The sequence below is a fragment of the Microbulbifer sp. A4B17 genome, assembly GCF_003076275.1.
Lineage (GTDB): Bacteria > Pseudomonadota > Gammaproteobacteria > Pseudomonadales > Cellvibrionaceae > Microbulbifer.
Window position 1 is genome coordinate 50,378 of the sequence record NZ_CP029064.1, and the last position, 23,725, is coordinate 74,102.

Below are 23,725 nucleotides of genomic sequence, written 5' to 3' on the forward strand. Positions count from 1 at the left end.
GAATGGCACATGGTCCTCAGCCTGGTTTAAAGCGTTGGCTCTATACGACCAACCACAAAGATATAGGGTCTATGTATTTGTGGTTTAGCTTTGCAATGTTTCTGCTCGGTGGATGTATGGCTTTAGTTATTCGGGCCGAGCTATTCGAGCCTGGTTTGCAAATAGTGCAACCGGAATTCTTTAATCAAATGACTACCATGCACGGACTTATCATGGTGTTTGGTGCAGTTATGCCTGCCTTTGTCGGCTTGGCAAACTGGATGATACCAATGATGATAGGTGCGCCAGACATGGCATTGCCAAGGATGAATAACTGGAGTTTTTGGATTCTTCCCTTTGCTTTTGCAATGCTGGCTTCAACCCTGTTTATGGAAGGTGGAGCACCAAATTTTGGATGGACTTTCTACGCACCATTATCAACAGAGTATGCACCTCCCAGCGTGACTTTCTTTATCTTTGCCATTCATATTATGGGTGCGTCATCCATTATGGGGGCAATTAATATTATCGCTACCATCTTGAATATGCGTGCTCCGGGTATGACTTTGATGAAAATGCCCCTGTTCGTATGGACATGGTTAATTACCGCCTATCTCTTGATTGCTGTAATGCCGGTGTTAGCTGGTGTGGTAACCATGATGTTGATGGATATACATTTTGGTACGAGTTTCTTCAGCGCAGCTGGTGGTGGCGATCCAGTGTTGTTCCAGCATGTATTCTGGTTCTTTGGTCACCCTGAAGTTTACATCATGATTTTGCCCGCATTCGGCATCATCTCAGCAATTATTCCCACCTTCACGCGCAAGCCCCTATTTGGGTATAGCTCCATGGTTTACGCCACAGCGGCGATTGCGTTTTTGAGCTTTATCGTGTGGGCTCACCACATGTTCACGGTGGGCATGCCGATTGCCGGTGAATTATTTTTTATGTACGCCACTATGCTGATTGCTGTACCAACAGGTGTAAAAATCTTCAATTGGGTTTCCACCATGTTCCGGGGATCCATGACGTTTGAAACTCCAATGTTATTTGCTATTGCGTTCATCATTCTTTTCGCAATAGGTGGATTCTCGGGATTGATGCTGGCGATTGCACCGGCAGACTTCCAATATCATGACACTTATTTTGTCGTAGCACATTTCCATTATGTACTGGTTCCTGGAGCTATCTTCTCCATTACAGCTGGAGTTTACTATTGGCTACCTAAGTGGACTGGTCATATGTATAGCGAAACCATGGGTAAGGTCCATTTCTGGCTTGCATTTATTGGCTTGAATGTAACCTTCTTCCCAATGCATTTTGTTGGTCTCGCTGGCATGCCACGTCGAATACCAGATTATGCGCTTCAATTTGCCGACTTTAACCAGATATCCAGTATAGGCGCATTTCTCTTTGGAGCGGCACAGATCGTATTTCTTTTTAATGTTGTGCGAACGGTGATGGGGGGTAAAAAAGCATCCGATCAGGTCTGGGACAATCCAGAAGGCCTGGAGTGGACCGTGCCATCTCCTGCTCCTTACCATACTTTCAGCACACCGCCGGTAGTGCGTTAACTTATGAAAATTGGAGCAAATGCCAGGGTATCTATCAAGCTGCTGGCTGTTGCAGTCAGCATGCTGGTATTTGCAATATTTATTATGCCCCCTATCTATGATGCCTTCTGTGAGATTACTGGATTAAATGGAAAGACTGGTGGGCGTTATGAGGCGGTACCTGCAGTAGTTGACAAGAGTCGAATAGTCACAGTTCAGTTTATAGCGAGCAATAATGAGAATATGCCCTGGAGATTTAGGCCCAGTGTAATATCTATGAAAGTTCATCCGGGAGAAATCAAGGATACCGTATTTCTTGCCGAAAATAATACTTCAAAAGATATGGTGGGTCAGGCAATTCCCAGCATGGTTCCATTTAAAGCCGCCGAGTATTTTCATAAAACTGAATGCTTTTGTTTTAACCAACAGGAATTAAAAGCGGGAGAAAGTGCGGAATTACCACTACGTTTTATTGTGGATCCAGATCTTCCCGCAAATGTAAACACTGTAACCCTTTCCTATACTTTGTTCGATGTGACGGAAAGATTTGCCAATAAAACTGATAAAAATCAGATCGACCCCGAGCGAGAGGGATAAAAATATGGCTAGTGAAAGCAGTTATTACGTGCCTGAGCAATCAAGGCTGCCAATATTTGCAACGATTGGATTGTTTTTAATAGCTTTTGGAGCTGCCAATTGGATTAATGGAGGAAGTCCATACATTTTCTTTACCGGCGCCTTTGCCATGGCCGCAGTATTGTGGTTCTGGTTTGCTGCAGTAATTAAAGAAAATATGGCTGGTCTGAATAGTGATCAATTGAAACGATCATATGTCTGGGGAATGGGATGGTTTATATTCTCTGAGGTGATGTTTTTTGCTGCTTTCTTTGGGGCCCTCTATTACATAAGAAATTTTTCGGTACCCTGGTTGGGGGGGGAAGGGGATAGAGGAATTTCCAATATGCTTTGGGAAGGGTTTGAAAGTAGTTGGCCTCTGTATGTAACTCCCGATGCTGCTGCACATGGTGATACTGCAAAATTTATGGGTCCGAAGGATGTGATTGACCCGTGGCACTTACCGTTGTGGAATACGATTATTCTTCTGACTTCTAGTGTCACAATCCATTTTGCACACGTATTTCTGAAAAAGAACCAAAGAAATAATTTTAATATTTTATTAACGATTACTGTGTTTCTAGGCGTAATGTTTATATTTCTTCAGGCGAAAGAGTATTACGAAGCCTATCAACATCTCGGCCTGACACTTGAATCTGGAATCTATGGAACAACATTCTTTATGTTGACGGGATTTCATGGAGCTCATGTAACGCTCGGCACAATAATGTTAATAATCATGTTACTCAGGTCGGTAATAGCGAATCATTTCAGACCCGATGACCACTTTGGCTTCGAAGCTGCGAGTTGGTATTGGCACTTCGTTGATGTAGTTTGGGTTGGACTATTTATTTTTGTTTATGTGCTTGGTGCCTGATACAGATAGGGCTTTCTGGTGAGGCTAGAATCATCAGAAAGCTTCTACTTCATTAATATTTATCGGCCCAAGGTGCGGTTTTTGACAAAATGCCACTTTCAAAGCCGTACCAGATAGCAAGGAGTAAGAGTGTTGCAAGCAATATCCTTATGCCCAAAGCGTAAAGCGTTCGCTTGGATTGAGGTGTACCCATATCTCTCAATAGAAAAAAAAGCGCACTTGAAAGACTGGCAAGTACGGATAGGAATAAGACAAGAATAACAATCTTCAGCCACATTTTATTATTTTCCATTATTTATGTAGTTGCGCATGATAGTAGAAACTCCATCAGCCTCTGCGAAAGGTATCAGTTTACCACTGATTCGCAATTGGCCCATCACGATATTTTCCGTGGGTATATCTATCCTTTTTATCTTTTTGGGTGTGTGGCAGCTGGATAGGGCTAAACAAAAAGTACTGCTTAAGACAAGAGTAGAAAACAGGCTTTCTACACAACCGCAGAAAATATCAAATCTCTCTTCTTATCAAGAATATACATCCGTAACCTTAGAAGGAATTTACCAGGAAAAGTTATATTTTTTAGATAATAGGACTAGAAATGGTTTGGTTGGTTACGAAGTGTTACAAGTGTTTTCAACGGAAAGTTCTGACTGGCTTATCAACCGAGGCTGGATTCCTGGCGGTGGGAACAGAAAAATATTGCCTGCAATAGAACCTTATCGTGGTATAAGGTCACTACAAGGATACTTATACCCCATTAATGATGAGCCGGTGGATAACTCTACTTTAGACCCTCTGTTTAAAAATAGAATTCAGCGAGTAGATGTGAACTTCACTGAATCTATAGGAGTAATAAATAAGAGCTGGTTAATTCGATTATTTGCTGATTCAGATACTGCTTTAGTTACTGACTGGATTTTTTTTAATAGCAATCCTGAGAAACACCGTGCTTATGCATTTCAATGGTTCTCTATGTCAATTGCTGTATGCCTTTTGTGGATCTATTCAGCAACTAACATTGTTGTCTGGTTGCGCTGTAGAGTATGTAGCAGTAAAGAAAAGGAGTTTCAAAATGAAATTAAATAGCCAATCTATTTTGGCCGCGAAAAACCTGAAAAAAATAAAATCAGGAAATCGATTTGTACAAGGTCTCTCCATATTAGCATCAGTTGTACTTCCTATCACAGCAGCATATGTCGTTTACTATACGGGTTTAGGTGTTCCCAAAAACACAATTAACCAAGGAGAGTTGCTACAACCGCCTTTTGACATAGCTGAAATAAAAATTACTCAGCAAGGACAACAATTTTCGCTTGTATCTGAGGCCGAGTCCAAATGGCGTTACCTTATTATAAGTGATAGTGATTGCGGCAAAGATTGTGAAGATCTGCTTTATATAAGCAGACAAGTTCATATTCGTCTGGGTGAAAAGGCCCATCGGGTTGAACGTCTTTTGGTAGTCAGTGATAGCTTGGATGAAAAGCGTCAAGAACAAATACAAATTCAGCACCCAAAATTGAAAATAGTGAATTTGGATGGTGAGAACTTCAAACAACTGATAGAGAAAACTGATCACGATAGCGTGACTTCAACAAAAGCTTTGCTCGTGGATCAGGAGGGCTTCGCTATGATGGCCTATGATCGGCAGCATAGCGGCAACCAATTGCTTAAAGATATAAAAAGATTATTGAAGTACTCCTACGAGCAATAACATTAGCATGCGGAAATTTTCAGTAATGTCTAATCAAGAAAATATTAAAAACTGGCGACAAATCATTGCCTGGACTGCCTGCATCTTAGCTGTTGTAGTTGTTGTATTAGGTGCTTTTACCAGACTGGTGGATGCTGGTTTAGGTTGTCCAGACTGGCCTGGGTGCTATGGCCATCTCACTTGGCCAAACGATGCAAAGGAGATTAATAGAGCTAACATGATATTCCCCGATTCACCGGTAGATGTTAGTAAAACCTGGCCAGAAATGGTCCATCGCTATTTTGCGGGAACTTTACTTTTATTCGTTGTATTACTCACTTGTCTTGCCTGGAGGGAGCGGCAATCCCCAACCTTTAAACAAACGCATATTCTTTTGGTAATTATTATATTACAAGCCGCATTTGGTATGTGGACCGTAACTTTAAAGTTATGGCCGCAGGTTGTTACCGCTCACCTGATTGGTGGAATGGCAACCTTGTCTATGATATGGATTCTCTGTGAAAGGTTAGGCCAAAAAACTATACGGTTACGTGAAAAATATTTACCTACTGTAAGGCGCTTGAGACCGTTTACTTTAGTTGCAGTTGCAATAGTGATAATACAAATTGGCCTCGGCGGCTGGACAAGCTCCAATTATGCGGCTTTAGCCTGCCCAGACTTTCCAACCTGTCATAACGAGTGGTGGCCGGAAGCAAACTTTAGTGAAGGTTTTAATATCGCTCAAAAAATTGGACCAAATTATTTGGGTGGTGTGCTTGAGAGCGATGCCCGCACAGCTATACATCTCGCCCATCGAGTGGGTGCACTGATAGCATCAATAATGGTAATTATACTTGCGGTTTTTACCTGGCGAGTGGGATTGAGAGGTTGGTCATTATGGCTTTCAGGTGCTCTTATACTCCAAGTCACTTTAGGAATTGCTAATGTAGTTATGCATTTGCCGTTAGGAATAGCCGTCGCACATAATGCTGGTGCAGCCTTTCTGCTTCTTAGCTTAATAACTTTTAGTTATCGAATATATACATTAAAAATGGTAAATGTAAGTCAACAGGATGTAAAACTTGGTGTAGTGGGGCAGGATGGTAGCTTATCTACCGTTTCAAATGTCAATTAAGTCGTAAGCTTATAAAAGAAAAATAGGTGTGACTATGGCCATAAATTCTGTGGAAATGCGTCAAATTCAATTGCGGGACTACTATGAGTTAACTAAGCCGCGAGTAGTTATGCTAATGCTGCTAACCTCCGTTATAGGTATGTTTTTATCTGTTCCTGGAATGGTTCCGCTAGATATTTTGCTATTTGGCAATTTAGGTATTGCCTTTTGTGCCGGGAGTGCAGCCGCAGTAAATCATCTAGTTGATCGTCATATTGATACGAAAATGGCCCGCACTAGTAATCGCCCTATTGCAAAAGGCAGAGTGGAACCTGCGAAAGCAGTGGTTTTTGCTTTGATGCTGGGTGTGACAGGGATGTTAATTTTATTGCTTTTTGTCAATGCCTTGACTGCCTGGCTGACATTAATATCTCTTCTTGGCTATGCTGTGATTTATACCATGTTTCTCAAGCGGGCTACACCACAGAACATTGTTATTGGTGGGCTTGCAGGTGCCGCTCCACCATTGTTGGGTTGGACGGCAGTCACTGGTGAGGTTGACGGGCATGCCTTGCTGTTGGTGCTGATTATTTTTGCCTGGACGCCTCCGCATTTTTGGGCCCTTGCGGTACATAGAAAAGAAGAGTATGCGCGAGCAGATGTACCTATGTTGCCTGTAACTCATGGGATTCCCTATACCAACCTCAATATAGTTTTATATACCTTTATTTTACTGGCAGTCAGTTTATTGCCTTTTGCTACGGCAATGTTCGGATGGTTATATCTGCTGGGCGCTGTAGTGCTTGGAATTGGGTTTGTTTATTGGAGCTTTGTCATGCTTCTTGGGAAAAATCCTAATGCGGGAATGGAGACCTTCAAATATTCGATCATCTATTTAATGGCTTTATTCTGTATCATGCTGTTAGATCACTACTTAATTTCTGTGTGAGGACGAAGTGGAAAATCAATCTGTAGAAATAGATAGCCATTCCACGATCAATAGACAAAAGCGTGGAATAAAAGTAACTGTTTTTTTTCTTCTTTTATTAATTCTTGCTGTGCTTGCAGGATTTATTCATAAGCTTGGGCAGCCTCGTATTATTACTGATGCGGAATTGAGAATTAATGGTACCGTGAAACTTCAGAGGCCAAGGATTATTGAGGATATACAATTATTGTCTGATGATAGTAGAGACTTCTATACCAAAGATTTTAGAGGAAGGTGGACTTTAGTATTTTTTGGGTTTACTCACTGTCCGGATATTTGTCCGACAACCCTGTCTACACTTAACAGTTTCTATAAAACATTGGATATCAATACCAGAGAAAATACAGATATTGTACTGGTATCGGTTGATCCAGGCAGAGACAAACCGGAGCAGCTGGGACAATATGTTCGTTATTTTAATCCCGATTTCCGCGGTATCACCGGTGATTTTTTTGAGCTGAAAAAATTTGCTACTCAGCTTAATGTGCCTTTCAATAAGGTAATGCTTGCTGAGGGTGGTTACACAATCGACCATGGTTCACAAGTTGTATTGATCAATCCGAGAGGGCATTATCATGCTTTCTTTAAAGCTCCTCTTGACCCCGCAAAAATGAAGCTAACTTACCGTTCTATAAGAGCAACATTCAATGGTTAGTGACGGAGTTGGGTGAACTTAGTTATCTAATATATATCTATTCTGGAACAGCTTATGCAAAATGAAGTTGCCGAGTTAGAGAAAAATGGAGATCAGGCAACTTCTAGTAGAGTCAGCCCTTGGGCTGCACCTCTCTTGCTATCTCTCTGTGTCATTCCATTTGGCTGGAGTGGCCTGATAGCGCCATTAATCTGGATTTTTCTGCGCTTGATAGAGTCCACTGGTGGTTGGTTAAGAGCACTATCCTTTTTGTCTGTAACTCTATTGATGTTGGTGTCGGGACTCAACATGCTCCCTGGTAGCGAGCGTATACAGGTGCTTCCTGCATACTCTGATTCAAGTGGTAACTTGATCTATGCCAGTATAAACAGCGGTAAAGCAGTTATTGCAATTGCTTTGTTAGCTTTTATGCTGCGTATGAAACAAACCTTCCGTTTAACAGATCTGCCTTTTCTTTTGCTGGCAATATTAACGCCGGTTGTATTCGGATTATTTTTGTATACACCTTCACTAAAACTTTCTGGCACCATTGCCATTGCTGCAATAATTAATTTATTAATTGTTTGCATTTCTGAAGAAGGGTTTTTTCGATGGATATTACAGCGAGGCACTGAACAGCTTTTAGGACAATGGCGATGGCTGTCTATACCTATTGTGGCTACAGTTTTTGTGCTTGTGCATGGAGGATGGTCTACAGATTTATCCGCAGTTATTTTATTAGTTGTGGCCTCCATTTGTTATGCGTTGCTTTGGTCATTGCGGCAGAATTTTTGGATTTGTGTTATGGCCCATTGGGGAGTAAACCTTTTGCATATGCTATTACTTCCTTATCCATTGCCCGGATAAATCGTGTACAAACAGGTAAGGTTATTTTGTGGTTAATGATCTATTAATACCCTTAAGATTCAGCCACTCTATAGTGACAAGAGAGACAATAATAAGATCTTTGTAGCTTCAAAAGTAAAAGTAATGTATTTAATGATTTCAGCTCTTACTAAATATTAAAATACAGCTTACTAAGCGTTTATTGATAAAAACAGGGAGATGGTTAGTTGAAAGGATATTTATTGATTGGGGCTTTATATATATTATCTTGCAGCTCTGTGTTTGCGAGTGAACAAAAAGATTTGGCACAGAAACTTGTTCAGGAGTATTTAATCGTTGATGGACATGTGGATCTTCCATATCGTCTCACACAAAGAGAGGAAGACGTTGGAATCAGGACAGAGAAAGGAGATTTCGATTTTCCCAGAGCTAGAGAGGGAGGGTTAAATGCACCTTTTATGTCTATTTATGTCCCAGCTGAGAAGGAGGCTAAAGGTGTTGCCAAGTCTTATGCCGATTCATTGATTGATAAAGTAGAGGCAATGGTCAAAAGGCATCCAGATAAATTTGCAATCCCCAAGTCATTAGATGACCTGCTACAGCAAGTTGATACTGGACTAATCTCCTTACCTTTGGGCATAGAAAATGGAGCTCCTATCGAGGGGGACTTAGCCAACTTAAAGCATTTTTCCGAAAGAGGGGTAAAGTACATTACATTAACTCATTCTAAGAGTAATCATATATCCGATTCTTCATATGATGAAAATAGGCCTTGGGAAGGATTGAGTGCTTTCGGCAAGCGATTAGTACGAGAGATGAACCGAATGGGCATCATGATTGATATCTCCCACGTATCAGATGCGGCTTTTTGGCAAGTCGTTGATTTGTCTGCATTGCCGGTTATTGCTTCACACTCTTCTGTGAGACATTTTACGCCGGGCTTTGAGCGAAATATGAATGATGAAATGATAAAAGCACTGGCTGATAATGGCGGTATTATTATGGTGAATTTTGGTTCTACTTTTATCAGTGGAGAGTCGCTGAATTCCTATCGTGAAATAAGTGAACTGGTCGATAAATTCGCACAGGAAAAGGGTTTTTCAAAGGAGAGCAAAGAAGTAGAAGACTATACCGATAAACTAGCCAGGGAAAAGTTTATCTATGCGGATTTAGAAGATGTTCTCAATCATTTTGATCATATTCGCGATTTAGTGGGCGTTGACCATATTGGTGTCGGATCTGATTTTGATGGTGTTGGCGACAGCCTGCCAACTGGTTTAAAAGATGTCTCTGACTACCCTAACTTAGTTAAAGGGTTACTGGAACGTGGCTATAGCAAAGAGGATATTAAAAAAATCCTGGGCGGAAATTTAGTCAGAGTTTGGCAAGCTAACGAGGATTACGCCAAGCGTAATAAAGGATAGAGCCCCATTCTTCTAACTAGCTGAGCCTGCACTATCCTGTCAATAACATTCGAGCAGACAAAGTTCGTTTGTTTTGAACGATTAATGCAGAAAGTTATTTTGGCCAGTTATTTTCGATCTAAGAAAGTGCGATTGATAGTGGGTTGGACTGGATTGTCAATTACCGGTGTGTTCTTTATGTGGGGAATATTGGGTTTTATTACTTTTATCCCCTCGATGTTGGATGTTTTTGGTGTATTGGGATTGCGGATTCCCGCAGCCTTCACTGTGCTTGGGTTACTGATGGCTGCTATAGGATTCTGGGAGTTCGACGAAGATTAGAGGATATGCTAGGTGTTGAAGGCGTCAGATTTCTTTATCTTACTGGCAGTTTTAGTCTCATTGGTATTGTCTGCCGGTTTGTGGTTCAGCGGTTACAAAGAGCAGGGCATCTTTACCGCTCTCTGGGTTCCTACCGTGCTAACTCTGGGTATCTATTTTAAAGTGACTGCATTGTTAGCCCGAAGGAACTAGCCGTGCCAGAGGTTTATCTATTATTTATTGGTGTGGCGGTTTCGCTGTTTGAATTGCTCGGTATCCTATTGGGAATCCGTGAGTTTCGAAAGGCGGGACAGGAAATGACTAAACAGCGTATTTCCCTGGAGGCAGCAGCTAAGAGGGCCGGGCAGAACATAGAGGATTAATGGCTAGAGGCTGAAACAAATAGGGTGATGGGAAATAATAAAGGGAAAGCATAAAGCTTCCCCTTTTTTGGTGCGGAGATTTCTTTACAGTAATTAGAAACTGTAAGTCATCTTTCCGTAGATAAAGCGACCTCGGGGATCATGCTGTGATTGTACATAACCGTAGAGGTCTGAATTGCCATCGCCGATAGCGAATGGCGGTTCCTCGTCGAAGACATTATCTGCCCCAAGACTCAAAATCATATTTTCAAAGCCGGTATAGCGGGCCTGCATATTCATGGTCAGGAAAGAGTCCACAGTGCGGGAGCTATTGGTGTCATAATCGAGAGTCCCATCGAAATCGATGTCCGGAGTATCTTCGAATTCGCCAATGTAGCTGAGACCGGCACTAAACCCAAAGGTATTAAGCGTCCAGTCGGCGGTGGCGTTCCAGCGATGCTGCGGATACTCGTATTCTCCGGCCAGGTCACGGGTGATAAATGCGTCACCGGTGGAGTTCAGTTCAACTCGCTCAAACTCTGCCAGGTAGGAGTAATCTAAGCGCACGCCAAACTCACCACCCATTAACTCAAAGCCGCTGTAGACAATACTCAGGTCAACGCCTGATACATCTTGTTCACCGATATTGGTGAAGCTGCTATCGATAGACTGCAGAGCGCCAAGAGTCTCGCCGTCGAGGGGGGTGTCGCGGCGGCACACGGTGCTGTCCTGGTCCCAGCAATAGAGGCTGTAGATATAACCAAAAGGAACCTCGTCTATCTTGCCTTCCTGGGTGATATTCCAGTAGTCGATGGACAGTTGCAGATCCTCTATGGGTTCGTAGACAGCACCGATGTTGAAGGATTCTGACTCTTCCGCATCGAGATCCGGGTTACCGGAGAAGATAATGGTGTAATCGGTGCTGGCACAGTATGCGTCGTTTACCTCACAGCCATAGGTATCCACGAAGAACAGGGACTCCTGCGATGGGCCGAGGCCGATCTGTGCCAGAGAAGGTGCGCGGAAGCCAGTGCCCCAGGAGGCGCGTAAGGACAGTTGATCGGTAGCAGTCCACAACAGGTTCGCCATTGGATTGGTGGTGCTGCCAAAGTCGCTGTAGTCGTCATAGCGGGCGGCCACAGTCAGGTCGAATCTTGCGGGGAGAGGAATGGCAAACTCCACATAAGCAGAAGAGATATCCCTGCTGGCACTGGCAGATACTGACTCTGTACCGAAAATCAAACCGCGCTGGAACTGGTCGTCAGGGATATCGGAAGCCTTCTCCTCGCGATACTCCAAGCCGGCAGCCATGGCAACGGTGCCACTGGAAGTGTCAAATAAATCGCCATTGATTGAGAAGTCGTAGCTGGTCAGTTCAGACTTACCCTGGCGGACCAGGCTGGTGGTAATGGCATCGATCACGGAATCCGGATTTTGTACCCCACCAAAGGGATTGTAATTACCGGCGTTAATCTGCTCTTGTAACAGGTCCGTGCGTACCCAACCCTGGGAGCGATCACCGGTTTGCTTGGATTCGCTGCGGGAGCGCTGTACAGATGCCTCCCAATCCCAATCGGCGATAGAGCCGCGCAGGCCGAAGACGCCGCGCAGGTTATCGGTTTCTATATCCCACTGACGTGCACCGGCATCGACCGTGCGATAGCGGTAAATGTCTACATCTTCACCGAATGGGTTATTAGGGTGATCCGCCAGCACATAGAGGCCCGCGTCTCCATCAAGAGGTGTGGGTGCACCTTGAGCTACTGAGGTATTGTGCTGAACAGCAATCTCGCTGAAGAATTCCACACTGTCCGACAACTGGGTATGGCCTAGCATCAATAGGCCGGTACGCTCAGACTCCGGCGTGAGCAGAGTCCAGGGACCGTAATCATAGACACAGACTTCACCGGTATCGCGCTCTTCTGGACAGTTTGGATCGGGAACAATGGTACCATTGACTCTAATAAAGCTTCCGGGGTAGCCTCGGGAGGAGCGGAAGTCCATGCCACCGCGGCCGGATTGATTGGCGGTATCCAAACCACTGCGTTCTGTACTGGATAGGCTGCTGTTCTTATGATGATCGAAGATAATGGTCAGGTTTGAGTCATCCCCATTGATACCCCAGACAGCAGACGTGGACTGCTCGTCATAGCCATCAGCACCACCGTAATCTACGGATACTTCAGCGCCTTCAAAGTCCTTACGCAGTACCAGATTAACCACGCCGGCGACAGCGTCAGAACCGTAAATCGCGGAAGCGCCGTCCTTCAAGACCTCCACCCGTTCAATCGCCGCCAAGGGCACGCTGTTGATGTCCACAAAGCTGGTGGTAATGCTCTCGGCAAATGCGCTGATTGCGACACGTCTGCCATTCACCAGTACTAAAGTGGCATCGGCGCCCATACCGCGCAGACTTACAGCGGCTGCCCCGTTAGCGGTAGAGTCCTGGTTGTTGCCGCGGGTTGAGAAAGTGCCGTTACCGGCGGCAGGGTTTTTCTCAAAAAGTTGTTGCAGGTTGGTGTAGCCGGATTTTTCGATGGCATCACGATCCATCACCTGGATCGGTGTAGCCGTTTCAAATTCAGCGTTGCGACTAATGCGGGAGCCTACAACCGCAACTTCTTCTATTGCCTGTTCCTCGGCGGCAAAAAGTGTTTGCGGGCTGGTGGCTACGGTTGCAGCCAGTATGGCAGTAGTTAATGCCTTGCGACGGAGAGAGAATTTTTCCATATCGTGTGCGTCCATTTTATTGTCATTATCCGTGACTGGCCTAATGTGGCTGGTCGTCGGGCAACACTAGCAACGACGGAAAATTGACACAATTGGCTAACGGCTAAGCATTAGCTTATTGCGATAAACGGTGACAAATCTCTCACAAACTGGTTGATTAATGCGACATATTGCGACAAATAGCATTATCAAATAAGAAATTAGGATGAGTTTATCTCATAGGAGTTTCAGCTGGTACGTACTTGTGAGGTGAGAAAGAACAGCGCTGCTGCCAGAACGATGGATGGTCCCGCCGGCGTATTCCACAAAATAGAGGCGAGAAGGCCGAGCACTACCGCCAAGCATCCCAGCAGGGAGGCCAGTACAGCCATGCGCTCTGGTGTGCGGGACAGTTTTCGTGCGGTGGCTGCGGGGATAATCAACAGGGCGGTAATCAACAGAACCCCTACGACTTTCATTGCGATGGCGATCAGTATTGCCAGCATTAACATCAGTGCAATTCGCAACCGCTCTACAGGGATACCCTCCACTGAAGCTAATTCTTCGTGCAGGGTGAAAGCCAGTAACTGCTCCCACAGGAAGTAAAGCAGCGCGAGGATTGTGGCAGCAGCGATGGCCATCAATACCAGGTCCTGGCCACTGACGGCAAGCAGGTCCCCCAGCAACAGTGACAGGAGATCCACCTTAATCTTGAACAAGCTGACGGTGACAATTCCAAGCGCTAACATCGAGTGAGACAATATCCCCAGCAAAGTATCCACGGCGAGTTTTTGCCGTTGCTGTAAATACATCAGCAGGAGTGCCAGCAAACAACAGGTAATACCGACAGCCACCGTCGGCATAATTTGCAGTACAAAACCCAGGGTTACTCCGAGCAGGGCTGAGTGAGCCAGTGTATCGCCAAAATAGGCCATACGGCGCCACACAGCGAAGCACCCCAAAGGGCCACTGACGACGGCGACCGTAAGGCCGGCGGCGAGGGCGTACCAGAGAAATTGGCTGTGCAGTAATTCGCCGAAATCGACCACTTATTTTTGCTCTTTGTTTTTTGTATTTGAGAGAGAGGATTGATGATTACAGCTGTTCGGAGGTGCAATATCACCACTCAATTTATGTTGGTGGTTGTGTTGATGGGTATAGGGGGCAACCTTGTCGCCAAATAATTCCAGGTAGGCGGGGTGACGGCTCACTTGTTCAGGGTGTCCGTGACAGCAAATGTGTTGGTTCAGGCACAGGACCCGATCGGTGGCGGCCATTACCAAGTGAAGATCGTGTGAAACAAGCAACACGCCGCAGCCAAGTTCGTCGCGCAGAGTGGCTATCAACTGATACAACTCACTTTGACCTCCGATATCCACCCCTTGAGTTGGCTCGTCCAGGACCAGGAGCTTAGGTTTGCGCGATGCCGCACGGGCGAGTAGTACCCGCTGCATCTCTCCCCCGGAGAGATTTGCCAGGGAGGCACCAATAAGTTGCTCTGCACCCACCCTCTCCAGCGCTGAACACGCTTGATCTCGCTTCATAGTCGAGTGGCCGAGCTGCAAGAAACGCTCAACTGACATCGGCATTGAGCTGTCGATATGAAGTCGCTGGGGCATATAACCAATGCGCAAACCAGCCTGTCGCCACACATGGCCCTGGCTCGGTTGACTGAGTCCCAACAGAAGGCGAAGTAGGGTGGTTTTACCGGCCCCATTGGGGCCGATTAAGGTGACTATCTCCCCCTGGGACAATTCGACTGTAATATCTTTAAGTAACTGCCTGCCGCCCACCTGAAGGGCGATATTGTCAGCTGTAATAAGCGGCTGGGGTGGATTCAGAATTCAATCTCCGCAGGGAAGTCTTTAAAGTGTATGGTTTCATACGTTATGTGCCGGATATGGGCAGCCAGGCTGGCAGCTTGGCGCTGGTTGTGATTATATCGCAATTTTTCGCCGCCTAATGTTTCCGATGTATCCCTTCAAACGTCTTTTTATAATCCCTGCCGTGCTTCTTTCCGGGCTCTGGCTCGCTGCGTGTAGCAAGCCGGAATCTGGCAGCGGGGGTGAGCTGGTGGTCAGCGTACGCCCATTGGCCCTGATCGCCCGAGAAATTACTAGTGAGGATATACCGGTACGTGTACTAATTGAGGGCGCCGATCCCCACCACTACGCCCCTACCGTTTCTGATCGAGCCGCACTTGAACGGTCCCTGCTGTTGGTGTGGCTGGGACCACAAATGGAGGGTGTACTGGCAAAACAAGCGGCCCTGTTGCCCGCTGACCAGCAACTGCAGTTACTAGATATTGAAGCACTTGAATTTGAGGGGGCCAGTGTTACCGACCCCCATCTTTGGTTACGTCCCCGCAACGCGGCAATAGCGGCAGCTCAAATCGCAGAGCGCCTGGCGCGATTGCGGCCACAGCAGGCAGAGTTTTATAAGACTCGTGCCAGAGAGTTTTCCAGTTCAATGGCTAGCCTACAGAAAGTACTTGATCGGGCCTTATATGGATATCGTCAGGTCCCGATCGTTGTTACACACGATGCCTATGGCCACTTTTTCGGCTCGGCGGGGGTGAAGACCCATGCCCTGGGCGATGGTAGTGGCGGGGGCCATGGTGCCAAGGCGATGTTGGAGCTGTCAGGGATTGGGGATGGCTGTCTGTTTGGCGACATGCCGGCCAATGACCGCGACCAGCAATTGGCTGAGAATTTAGGGCTGCGCTACGCCGCATTGGACCTGCTCGGTGATCAGCTTGGCGAAGATGCCAATTACAGGGACTTGATTGAATCCCTGTTAACCCAGGCCCGTACCTGTTTGAGCCAGGTGCCCGACCGCAATAAGGAATAATAGGAAGTGATCCCGCCAACCTGAACAGGGGGCGGGATCTGGTAGGGGGTTAAGACCGATTAGTTATCTGCTGCAGTTTCTCTACCAGTGCAGCATCTCTCTCCGCCTGTTGTTGCAGTTTTTCCAGCTGCTGTCTCTGTCTCTCCAGCAAGTCGTTTTCTCTTTCACGTATCGCTTGCCTGAGTATCAGTTCGCGGTCCTCTACCTCTGCCTGCTGTGATTGCCTTTTCTCAGCAGTATTGGCTTCAACCGTGTGCTCTGCACTGCAATCCGAGCCGGCACTTGCTGAGATAGTAAATAAACTTGCGGCAAACAACAGGGTGGCACGCATCACTCCTCTCATCTTTAGAATCCTTCCTTCAACATCGGGTGGTACAGTTTTGCGGAAATAAAAGACCCCTAACTGCCGATGGGCAGCCTATGGTGATTTGATTTCCGGGGAATAGCGAACGCATAAGGTCGCTACCGGCAAGACTAGACAAGTCTGGGGATTTGGTGAGATCGATGCGCCGATAGTTTTTGTTAGAGGGGTAAGCGGAGTGGGCTTTTGTGCAGAGGTTGCTTAGGCTGCCTCAAGGGAAAATGTCTGTGAGCAGAAAAACAACGCGAAGGGCGTTATCCTATCGGCCTGCCGCGCGTCCCGAACGCCAAACCAAGCAAGCAAGAATTCATCATCTATGAGTAAACAAAACACCTCAGCCGTCCCTTTGATTTTGGTGGATGGTTCCTCCTATCTCTATCGCGCCTTTCACGCTCTGCCGCCATTGACCACCAGCCAGGGCAAGCCCACGGGCGCGGTGCGCGGAGTGATCAGTATGCTGCGCCGACACCTTAAGGAGCACCCGGGCAGCTCAGTAGTTGTTGTTTTTGATGCCAAAGGTAAGACTTTTCGCGATGAAATGTTTGCCGAGTACAAATCCCATCGCCCCCCTATGCCTGATGACCTGCGCGAGCAGATCCAGCCTATCCACGACATTATCGATGCTATGGGATTGCCGCGTTTGGTGGTCGAGGGAGTTGAAGCTGATGATGTGATTGGCACACTGGCACTGGAAGCCCAAAGCCAGGGTCAGCAAGTCATTATCTCTACTGGCGATAAGGATATGGCGCAGTTGGTGCGCCCCGGTATTAATTTGGTTAACACCATGTCCAATACCGAAATGGATAGCGAAGGAGTGGTTAAAAAGTTTGGTGTCGGCCCGGAGCTGATTATCGATTTTCTCGCCCTGATGGGCGATAAATCTGACAATATCCCTGGAGTTCCGGGGGTGGGCGAGAAAACTGCGCTGGCATTACTGCAGAACCTGGGAGGACTGGAGACCATTTATGAGGATCTGGATGCTATTGCACCATTGGGATTCCGCGGCTCAAAAACCCTTGGTAAAAAAATGGCAGAGCACCGCGAGGCTGCAGAACTTTCCTATAAGCTCGCTACGATCAAAACCGATGTGGAGATGCCTTATCACCCGCAGGACCTGCACAATTCAGAGCCCAATACCGAGGCCCTGATTGATCTGTTTACTCAGAATGAATTTCGCGGTTGGCTGGAAGAGTTGAGCAGCGAAGAGGCCGAAGAGGCTATGTCGGAAGCCGTTGAGCGCGACTACGTCATAGTGAGGGAAATGGCAGAGTTCGATGCCTGGCTGGAGCAACTCAAAGGCGCAGATATTTTCGCTTTCGACACTGAGACCACCAGCCTCAACTACATGCAGGCAAAATTGGTGGGGGTGTCTTTCGCGGTGGAGCCCTATCGCGCTGCCTATATCCCTCTGGCCCATGACTATATGGGAGCGCCTGAACAACTGCCTTTTGACGAAGTACTGGCCAAACTCAAGCCGCTGCTGGAAGACGCGCAGCAGAAGAAGGTCGGCCAGAACCTGAAGTACGACAGTCACATCCTCGCCAACTATGGTATTGAGTTGCGCGGTATTGCACGGGATACCATGCTGGAGTCCTATGTCCTGGACAGCACCGGCAGCCGCCACGATATGGACAGTCTCGCACTCAAGTACCTCGGGGAGCACACGGTTCACTTCGAGGATATCGCCGGTAAAGGCGCCAAGCAGCTGACTTTTAACCAGATCGAATTGGATAAAGCGGGGCCCTATGCCGCTGAAGACGCAGATATCACCCTGCGCTTGCACAATGAGCTGAGCACGCGCTTGGAGCGAGAGCCGACATTGGTAAAGGTTCTCGATGAGATTGAGATGCCCCTGCTACCGGTGCTCGCACGTATGGAGCGCAATGGAGCCTATATTGACGCCAAGATGCTGGCAGAACAGAGTGCGGAACTTGAAAAGCGGATGCGAGAACTGGAGCAACAGGCTTATGAGGTTGCCGGTGAAGAGTTCAACCTGGGTTCTACTAAGCAGCTGGGAGCGATTCTGTTTGAAAAGCTACAAATCCCGGTGATCAAGAAAACACCCAAGGGTGCCCCCTCCACAGCTGAAGCTGTGTTGCAGGAATTGGCCCACAACCACGAGCTGCCGGCGCTGATCATGCAGTATCGCGGACTTGCCAAGCTGAAAAATACCTATACCGATAAACTGCCAAAGATGATCGATCCGGGCAGTGGTCGTGTACATACTTCCTATCACCAGGCAGTGGCGGCTACCGGGCGTCTGTCTTCCAGTGATCCTAACTTGCAGAATATTCCCATTCGTACCGAGGAGGGGCGCCGTATTCGCCGGGCTTTCACTGTCGACCCCAGAATCAATGGTGGCAGTGAGATTATTGCTGCGGACTACTCGCAAATTGAGCTGCGAATTATGGCACACCTCTCTGGCGATAAAGGGCTGGTCAACGCTTTCGCCCAGGGTGCCGATATTCATCGGGCAACAGCGGCAGAAGTTTTTGAGGTAGCCCAAGACGAGGTGACTGATGAACAGCGTCGACGGGCCAAGGCGATTAATTTTGGTCTGATTTACGGTATGTCGGCTTTTGGCCTGGCCAAGCAGTTGGATATTCCCCGCGCTGACGCTCAAACTTATATCGATCGTTACTTTGAGCGCTACCCGGGTGTGCTGCGCTACATGGAGGACACCCGCGCCCAGGCGGCGGAGAAAGGGTATGTGGAAACCCTGTTTGGGCGCCGTCTCTATCTACCGGAAATCAATTCGCGCAATGGTATGCAGCGTCAGGCAGCGGAGCGGACTGCAATTAACGCACCAATGCAGGGCACTGCTGCCGATATTATCAAGCGCGCCATGATCGCTGTGGATAACTGGCTCAGGGATAAGAATCTGGCTACCCGGATGATTATGCAGGTCCACGATGAATTGGTTCTGGAAGTGCCTAAAGATGAAGTCGAAACTGTGGCCAATGGGATTGTCGAGCTGATGCAGGGCGCGGCAGAACTGCATGTTCCCCTGATTGTGGATCTGGGCCAGGGCCGAGACTGGGATCAGGCACACTAATTTGACGGAAAAATTCACCTTGGAGAATGGGCATGGTGCCTTCTATGGAATAAGTTGGCGCGCCCTTGCTGGTATTGATGAATAAAGTGCCAAACTTTGTGTTTTTTTAGGCGTTTTTACATTCTTTTTGAAAATCCGTGGAACTGTTCCGGCGACAGCCCCTCTAAAAAGGCAAGATTGTTGGAATGCGTCATCATCCCCCAAGGAAGTCAGATGTTTGCCCCGGTACTCCCCCAAGTCCGGGGCATTTTTTTGCCCGTAGCTTTAGTTAGTTGCGGGCACTGAATACTCTTGTTTCTCCTCTATCGATAAATCACTGCCTCTGTGGTTTTCCAGTTCCCAATTTCCACCGTCCATACTTCTATTAAAACGTGCAAAGCCATTGAGCGAATGAGAATCGCCAAGCAGGGAGCGCTAACCCGAATGGAAGTGACTCACACAATTAGTATCCAGCCGTCATCTCAGCTGCCGGAGGGTAAGCAACCGGCTGACTTTATTCAGATACTGTGGCGCGCTTATGGGCCGTATTAAATTATTCAGTCTTGATGTAGGTGCCGATTTCGCTGGGCGTGTCGCCGCAAGTCTCGGTGAACCGGTATCCCGCCACGAAGAGCGGCAATTTGATGACGGCGAGTGCAAAATCCGGCCATTGGACGATGTAGAGGGCGCGGATGTTTTTCTTGTTCAGTCCCTTTACACCGACGCCAGTAGCTGTGTTGACCAGAAGCTGATGCGGTGCCTGTTTTTTATTGGAGCGCTTCGCGATGCCGGTGCCGCGAGAGTGACCGCGGTCATTCCCTATCTCTGTTACGCGCGAAAAGAGCGGCGCACTAGGCTGCGCGACCCCCTGCCGAGCCGCTACCTGGCCAGCTTCCTGGAAGTTGCCGGAGTTGATGTAGTGGTGACAATGGATGTCCACTCTCTCCCGGCCTTTGAGAATGCATTCCGCTGCCGCACTGTTCATCTGGTTTCCTACCCCCTGATGATCGAGGTGGCGCGAATGCGCCTGTCCGCGGACCCCGGCCCCCTGGTTGTTCTGTCTCCAGATGAGGGGGGCATCAAACGTGCGGAAAAATTTCGCTTGGCCCTCGGGGATCAGCTGGGTGTACCGGTGTCTAGTGCTTTTGTGGAGAAATATCGCAGCGGTGCCCTTTTGAGTGGGGGAACCTTGATTGGGGAAGTTAAAGATGCCACGGTCATTATCGTCGATGACTTACTTGCTACTGGCAATACAGTTGCAAGGGCGGTGGAGGCGGTGACAAAAGGGGGAGCGCGACGGATTTTAGTGCTTTGTGCTCACGGGCAATTCAATCGCGATGCCCATACGACGATGGCGAGACTGCCGGTGGAATCTATCGTGGTGACGAATTCCCTGCCTCAGTCACAGCTGCAGGGGAATTGTGAATGGGTGGATTGTGCGCCGCTGATAGCCGAATGTATCCGCCGCCTGCACAGCAATGGCCCAGTGACAGAGTTAACAATTTGATAAAAACTAACCGCCTTTATTAATAAGAACGTATGAGGCGCCAAAACACGTATTTTGTTTACACTTATTTACTAAAGGCCTGGGAACCATCGGGGATAGGGATGTATCCAAGATTACAGTTCATTGTTGCTCCCTAACCCCAAAGCGTTTAGCTTTTTCCACCCCGGTTGGTCCCCAACTCCGGGGTTTTTTTTATGCTTCTACCAATTCGCCTTCGCACCACTTATCAGAAAATATTTGATCTTTTGTTCGTAATAAAAAGCCTTTATTGCATTGGTTGGAATCTACTTCCGGAATAAACACTTTCCGGGGTTTAAGATAAGCCTATCCCGAGTTGGCAAACATGAGTTTGGGAAGCTCGGGGAACCAGCCTAATATCGAATTGGGTAAAGAAATTGTGGGTTGTAACGAACCCTCAGATGCACCCGTCCCCCTGGGTGCATCTGGCAAGTGCCCCACCCCAAGGGCACTGTCCCCTAGCCGGCAGGCCCCATCTGCCGGCTTTTTTTATCTCCGCAATTAACCCTCCGAGTCACTTACAGCGAAAAAACCGTCCCTGGTTATGAATGCTCTTGCAAATGATAATGGTTCGCATTATCTTTAACGCAAGTCAAATTTGGGGGGGTTACCGGTGAATTTACGTTATTTGTGTGCCAACCATCGCCAATGGTTGACCGCTGACACGGATCGTGCCGAGAAGGCGTGGCTCGATTGGATGGAGCGCGGCAAGCTTCTGCTTGAAGAGTGCAACTACGCCGAGGCAATTCCCTATTTGGGGTGTGCCTTTGATCTGGCCAGCTTCCTGCTGGAGAAACAGTGGCCGACTTATGCCATTTCGGCAACGCGCTTTAGTGAGAGCGCCATCTGGTTAATGGCTGCCTACCGGGAGCTGGGCGATGAAAAACTTCGAAACTACATACTGGCCGGTGCCAGCTCAGTTCTCGCCCGCGAGTTGGGCGATAGCCACAAGCAAAGGGTTGCAGCGGATTGCATCAGCTCCCTTTATCCCGGAGATACGCAGAAGCAGGTTCGCGACTTCTCCACAGCCAGATTGTCCGCCTGTATCAACGGCGGAAACAGCTTGCACTGAGGGGGCTGAAAAGATGAGTGCCAATGGCAATTCCCGTCTGTTGACGATTGCCATACATGAAGAAACCCTTGCCGCTCTTCTCGCGCAGAGATACTTACATGCAGAGGAATTGCATTGTTTAACTCCGGGGGCACGCCGGAGGCTGCACCGGGTACTGCTCCGCTCCTTGATCCCCGAACAGAAGCGTAAAGCAGTGGCAACTGGTGTGCCCGGAGTTCACTTTTAGGAATTTTCTAATGGCTTGGAAAAATGAAACACTGGTGATTGCTCGGGGGGCGCTGCCCCCGGCTGCCAGCTGGCTCAATCCTCGGTGGAGTTGGCTTCTCCTGAGATAGCCAGCCACCCGTTGAGCTTGCGTTCCAATTTATCCAGGCCAGTTTTCTTAGTCGATGAGAAAATCTGCAAAGTGACCCCGCGATTCAGGTTTCGCTCCTTGAGGGCCTTTTCCACCGCGAAGCGGGTGTTATTGGCTGGGCCGTTCTTCAATTTGTCGGCCTTGGTCAGCAGTATATGCACTGGGAGTTCAGCTTCGACCGCCCAGGTGAGCATATGCAGATCGAACTCTTTAAGGGGTTGGCGGATGTCCATCAGTAGTACCAGCCCCCGCAAGCATCGGCGCTTCTCAAGGTATGTAGCCAGGTGGCGCTGCCACTCGTCTTTCATACTGCGGGCGACCTTGGCGAAACCATAGCCGGGTAGGTCGACCAGACGCTGTTGGTCGGAGATACGGAAGAAGTTGATCAACTGGGTGCGTCCCGGCGTTTTGGACGTACGCGCCAGCTTGTTGTTTTCCGTGAGCGCATTGATGGCACTGGACTTGCCCGCATTGGAGCGGCCGGCAAAGGCCACTTCGGCACCAAGGTCCTCCGGACACTCAGTCAGAGTGGGGGCGCTGGTGAGGAATTGTATGGAACGGTAGTTCAGTTTTGGTGTTTGAGGTTTAAATTCGGTATCTGACATCGTATAAGTCTGTTTATTCGGTACACTCGCTTGGCGCGCAAGTATATAATGCCGCCGTTTTCGCGTCGCAGGACTATCGGGGGCGGTGCGAAACGCCATCTCACAGCGCGCAACGGGACGACGTATGAACAGCATTATCAAGAACACTGCTCTGGCACTCGGTTTAGTTTTCGGCTTGGGCGCCGTGCCCTTGGCGATGGCTGCGGGTGACGCTGCTGCGGGCAAGGCCAAGGCCGCTCAATGTGCAGCCTGTCACGGCACCGACGGTAACAGTATTGCACCGGCTTTTCCAAAGATTGCTGGGCTCGGCGAAAAATACCTGTTTAAGCAACTTCAGGATATCAAAAGTAAAACCCGCGACGTGCCGCAGATGATAGGTCAGTTGGATAACTTCAACGAACAGGACCTGCAGGATCTTGCGGCTTACTTTGCTTCTCAGCCTATGCAGCTGTCAGGCTCTGAAGCTATTTCTGTTATGTTGAATAGCGGTGAAAACGTGGACGGCCTAATGCTTGGACGTAAAGTCTATCGTGCAGGCAATATGGAGACTGGTGTTCCAGCCTGCATGGGATGTCACTCTCCCACAGGATTGGGCAATGCACCGGCTGGTTATCCGCGTCTGGGCGGTCAGTACCCAGAGTACATTGAGGCCCAGCTGAAAGCGTTCCGCGCAGGCACCCGCAACAATGACGGTGAAGTCCGCACTATGCGTACTGTGGCCAAGCAACTCTCCGATGCGGAGATCAAGGCCCTGGCCAACTACATCGCCGGCCTGACCGAATAAGCGTCACAGGGCTTGAATAGACTGAGGCCGGTCCTAGACCGGCCTTTT

The 23,725-nt window shown here is 48.0% G+C and carries 25 protein-coding genes; 19 read left to right on the forward strand and 6 right to left on the reverse strand.

The genetic code is table 11. The features are described from left to right. Nucleotides 1-2: 2 nt before the first annotated feature. Genes ctaD through BTJ40_RS00225 form a run of 3 tightly spaced genes read left to right on the forward strand, consistent with a single transcriptional unit; the run spans nt 3 to nt 3,024 of the window. The gene (gene ctaD, locus BTJ40_RS00215) at nt 3-1,553 is read left to right on the forward strand and encodes a cytochrome c oxidase subunit I (protein ID WP_108731231.1); all 1,551 of its coding nucleotides are present in this window, start codon (nt 3-5) and stop codon (nt 1,551-1,553) included. Nucleotides 1,554-1,556: 3 nt separating this feature from the next. Then, nucleotides 1,557-2,129, forward strand: a complete 573-nt coding sequence (locus tag BTJ40_RS00220; protein ID WP_108731232.1) for a cytochrome c oxidase assembly protein — start codon at nt 1,557-1,559, stop codon at nt 2,127-2,129. Nucleotides 2,130-2,133: 4 nt separating this feature from the next. After that, complete coding sequence (locus BTJ40_RS00225; protein WP_108731233.1) at nt 2,134-3,024, forward strand: cytochrome c oxidase subunit 3; 891 nt, start codon at nt 2,134-2,136, stop codon at nt 3,022-3,024. 52 nt (nt 3,025-3,076) lie between these two features. Here the strand turns inward: BTJ40_RS00225 and BTJ40_RS00230 are convergent, their stop codons facing one another. Next, nucleotides 3,077-3,301: a DUF2909 domain-containing protein gene (locus BTJ40_RS00230; RefSeq protein ID WP_108735105.1), complete on the reverse strand. Its 225-nt coding sequence runs from the start codon at nt 3,299-3,301 to the stop codon at nt 3,077-3,079. A gap of 32 nt (nt 3,302-3,333) precedes the next feature. Here BTJ40_RS00230 and BTJ40_RS00235 point away from each other — a divergent pair, with 32 nt between their 5' ends. From BTJ40_RS00235 to BTJ40_RS22085, 10 genes are all read left to right on the forward strand, one after another. Next, nucleotides 3,334-4,110, forward strand: coding sequence for an SURF1 family protein (locus BTJ40_RS00235; RefSeq protein WP_108731234.1), 777 nt, complete (start codon nt 3,334-3,336; stop codon nt 4,108-4,110). Then, nucleotides 4,097-4,735, forward strand: coding sequence for a hypothetical protein (locus BTJ40_RS00240; protein ID WP_108731235.1), 639 nt, complete (start codon nt 4,097-4,099; stop codon nt 4,733-4,735). Before BTJ40_RS00235 ends, BTJ40_RS00240 begins: the two co-directional genes overlap by 14 nt. A gap of 25 nt (nt 4,736-4,760) precedes the next feature. Beyond that, nucleotides 4,761-5,849: a heme A synthase gene (locus tag BTJ40_RS00245; RefSeq protein ID WP_238152094.1), complete on the forward strand. Its 1,089-nt coding sequence runs from the start codon at nt 4,761-4,763 to the stop codon at nt 5,847-5,849. A gap of 34 nt (nt 5,850-5,883) precedes the next feature. After that, on the forward strand, nt 5,884-6,777 hold the full coding sequence (cyoE, locus tag BTJ40_RS00250) for a heme o synthase (RefSeq protein WP_108731237.1): 894 nt from the start codon (nt 5,884-5,886) through the stop codon (nt 6,775-6,777). A gap of 7 nt (nt 6,778-6,784) precedes the next feature. Beyond that, a complete protein-coding gene (locus BTJ40_RS00255) occupies nt 6,785-7,471 on the forward strand; it encodes an SCO family protein (RefSeq protein WP_238152095.1) in 687 nt (228 codons plus the stop codon). Nucleotides 7,472-7,525: 54 nt separating this feature from the next. Continuing rightward, complete coding sequence (locus BTJ40_RS00260; protein ID WP_108731238.1) at nt 7,526-8,317, forward strand: CPBP family intramembrane glutamic endopeptidase; 792 nt, start codon at nt 7,526-7,528, stop codon at nt 8,315-8,317. Between the two features lie 206 nt (nt 8,318-8,523). Further along, nucleotides 8,524-9,720 (forward strand): dipeptidase, encoded by a 1,197-nt coding sequence (locus BTJ40_RS00265; RefSeq protein WP_108731239.1) that lies wholly within the window; start codon nt 8,524-8,526, stop codon nt 9,718-9,720. Between the two features lie 84 nt (nt 9,721-9,804). Beyond that, complete coding sequence (locus tag BTJ40_RS00270; protein ID WP_108731240.1) at nt 9,805-10,041, forward strand: hypothetical protein; 237 nt, start codon at nt 9,805-9,807, stop codon at nt 10,039-10,041. Between the two features lie 12 nt (nt 10,042-10,053). Then, the gene (locus tag BTJ40_RS00275; RefSeq protein ID WP_108731241.1) at nt 10,054-10,233 is read left to right on the forward strand and encodes a hypothetical protein; all 180 of its coding nucleotides are present in this window, start codon (nt 10,054-10,056) and stop codon (nt 10,231-10,233) included. Between the two features lie 2 nt (nt 10,234-10,235). Continuing rightward, entirely contained in the window at nt 10,236-10,403 is a 168-nt protein-coding gene (locus BTJ40_RS22085; protein ID WP_157953835.1) for a hypothetical protein, read from the forward strand. Between the two features lie 93 nt (nt 10,404-10,496). Here BTJ40_RS22085 and BTJ40_RS00280 read toward each other — a convergent pair whose 3' ends face one another. The 3 genes from BTJ40_RS00280 to znuC all read right to left on the reverse strand — a co-directional run bounded on the left by BTJ40_RS00280 (nt 10,497) and on the right by znuC (nt 14,932). Further along, the gene (locus BTJ40_RS00280) at nt 10,497-13,112 is read right to left on the reverse strand and encodes a TonB-dependent receptor (protein ID WP_108735107.1); all 2,616 of its coding nucleotides are present in this window, start codon (nt 13,110-13,112) and stop codon (nt 10,497-10,499) included. Between the two features lie 227 nt (nt 13,113-13,339). Beyond that, nucleotides 13,340-14,140, reverse strand: a complete 801-nt coding sequence (locus tag BTJ40_RS00285; protein WP_108731242.1) for an iron chelate uptake ABC transporter family permease subunit — start codon at nt 14,138-14,140, stop codon at nt 13,340-13,342. Next, entirely contained in the window at nt 14,141-14,932 is a 792-nt protein-coding gene (gene znuC, locus BTJ40_RS00290; RefSeq protein WP_108731243.1) for a zinc ABC transporter ATP-binding protein ZnuC, read from the reverse strand. 232 nt (nt 14,933-15,164) lie between these two features. On the opposite strand from znuC, the gene BTJ40_RS00295 reads away from it, so the two are divergent. Next, nucleotides 15,165-15,941, forward strand: coding sequence for a metal ABC transporter substrate-binding protein (locus tag BTJ40_RS00295; protein WP_238152096.1), 777 nt, complete (start codon nt 15,165-15,167; stop codon nt 15,939-15,941). Between the two features lie 49 nt (nt 15,942-15,990). Here the strand turns inward: BTJ40_RS00295 and BTJ40_RS00300 are convergent, their stop codons facing one another. Beyond that, on the reverse strand, nt 15,991-16,284 hold the full coding sequence (locus BTJ40_RS00300) for a hypothetical protein (RefSeq protein WP_157953836.1): 294 nt from the start codon (nt 16,282-16,284) through the stop codon (nt 15,991-15,993). 334 nt (nt 16,285-16,618) lie between these two features. On the opposite strand from BTJ40_RS00300, the gene polA reads away from it, so the two are divergent. The 4 genes from polA (at nt 16,619) to BTJ40_RS00320 (ending at nt 22,159) form a co-directional block, all read left to right on the forward strand. Next, complete coding sequence (gene polA / locus BTJ40_RS00305; RefSeq protein WP_108731245.1) at nt 16,619-19,357, forward strand: DNA polymerase I; 2,739 nt, start codon at nt 16,619-16,621, stop codon at nt 19,355-19,357. Nucleotides 19,358-19,874: 517 nt separating this feature from the next. Continuing rightward, nucleotides 19,875-20,843 (forward strand): ribose-phosphate pyrophosphokinase, encoded by a 969-nt coding sequence (locus BTJ40_RS00310; protein ID WP_108731246.1) that lies wholly within the window; start codon nt 19,875-19,877, stop codon nt 20,841-20,843. Nucleotides 20,844-21,474: 631 nt separating this feature from the next. After that, complete coding sequence (locus tag BTJ40_RS00315; protein ID WP_108731247.1) at nt 21,475-21,933, forward strand: hypothetical protein; 459 nt, start codon at nt 21,475-21,477, stop codon at nt 21,931-21,933. Between the two features lie 13 nt (nt 21,934-21,946). Next, a complete protein-coding gene (locus BTJ40_RS00320) occupies nt 21,947-22,159 on the forward strand; it encodes a hypothetical protein (RefSeq protein WP_108731248.1) in 213 nt (70 codons plus the stop codon). 74 nt (nt 22,160-22,233) lie between these two features. Here BTJ40_RS00320 and yihA read toward each other — a convergent pair whose 3' ends face one another. After that, nucleotides 22,234-22,893 (reverse strand): ribosome biogenesis GTP-binding protein YihA/YsxC, encoded by a 660-nt coding sequence (gene yihA / locus BTJ40_RS00325; RefSeq protein WP_108731249.1) that lies wholly within the window; start codon nt 22,891-22,893, stop codon nt 22,234-22,236. Between the two features lie 124 nt (nt 22,894-23,017). Here yihA and BTJ40_RS00330 point away from each other — a divergent pair, with 124 nt between their 5' ends. Then, entirely contained in the window at nt 23,018-23,677 is a 660-nt protein-coding gene (locus BTJ40_RS00330; RefSeq protein ID WP_108731250.1) for a c-type cytochrome, read from the forward strand. The last annotated feature ends 48 nt before the right edge of the window (nt 23,678-23,725 follow it).

Coding starts and splice junctions, on each gene's coding strand:
- BTJ40_RS00280 (WP_108735107.1), bottom strand. CDS start 13,112: ATGGAAAAATTCTCTCTCCGTCGCAAGGCATTAACTACTGCCATACTG.
- BTJ40_RS00300 (WP_157953836.1), bottom strand. CDS start 16,284: ATGAGAGGAGTGATGCGTGCCACCCTGTTGTTTGCCGCAAGTTTATTT.
- yihA (WP_108731249.1), bottom strand. CDS start 22,893: ATGTCAGATACCGAATTTAAACCTCAAACACCAAAACTGAACTACCGT.
- BTJ40_RS00245 (WP_238152094.1), top strand. CDS start 4,761: ATGTCTAATCAAGAAAATATTAAAAACTGGCGACAAATCATTGCCTGG.
- BTJ40_RS00230 (WP_108735105.1), bottom strand. CDS start 3,301: ATGTGGCTGAAGATTGTTATTCTTGTCTTATTCCTATCCGTACTTGCC.
- BTJ40_RS00220 (WP_108731232.1), top strand. CDS start 1,557: ATGAAAATTGGAGCAAATGCCAGGGTATCTATCAAGCTGCTGGCTGTT.
- BTJ40_RS00235 (WP_108731234.1), top strand. CDS start 3,334: ATGATAGTAGAAACTCCATCAGCCTCTGCGAAAGGTATCAGTTTACCA.
- BTJ40_RS00330 (WP_108731250.1), top strand. CDS start 23,018: ATGAACAGCATTATCAAGAACACTGCTCTGGCACTCGGTTTAGTTTTC.
- BTJ40_RS00270 (WP_108731240.1), top strand. CDS start 9,805: ATGCAGAAAGTTATTTTGGCCAGTTATTTTCGATCTAAGAAAGTGCGA.
- polA (WP_108731245.1), top strand. CDS start 16,619: ATGAGTAAACAAAACACCTCAGCCGTCCCTTTGATTTTGGTGGATGGT.
- ctaD (WP_108731231.1), top strand. CDS start 3: ATGGCACATGGTCCTCAGCCTGGTTTAAAGCGTTGGCTCTATACGACC.
- cyoE (WP_108731237.1), top strand. CDS start 5,884: ATGGCCATAAATTCTGTGGAAATGCGTCAAATTCAATTGCGGGACTAC.
- BTJ40_RS00260 (WP_108731238.1), top strand. CDS start 7,526: ATGCAAAATGAAGTTGCCGAGTTAGAGAAAAATGGAGATCAGGCAACT.
- BTJ40_RS00310 (WP_108731246.1), top strand. CDS start 19,875: ATGGGCCGTATTAAATTATTCAGTCTTGATGTAGGTGCCGATTTCGCT.
- BTJ40_RS00320 (WP_108731248.1), top strand. CDS start 21,947: ATGAGTGCCAATGGCAATTCCCGTCTGTTGACGATTGCCATACATGAA.
- BTJ40_RS00240 (WP_108731235.1), top strand. CDS start 4,097: ATGAAATTAAATAGCCAATCTATTTTGGCCGCGAAAAACCTGAAAAAA.
- BTJ40_RS00225 (WP_108731233.1), top strand. CDS start 2,134: ATGGCTAGTGAAAGCAGTTATTACGTGCCTGAGCAATCAAGGCTGCCA.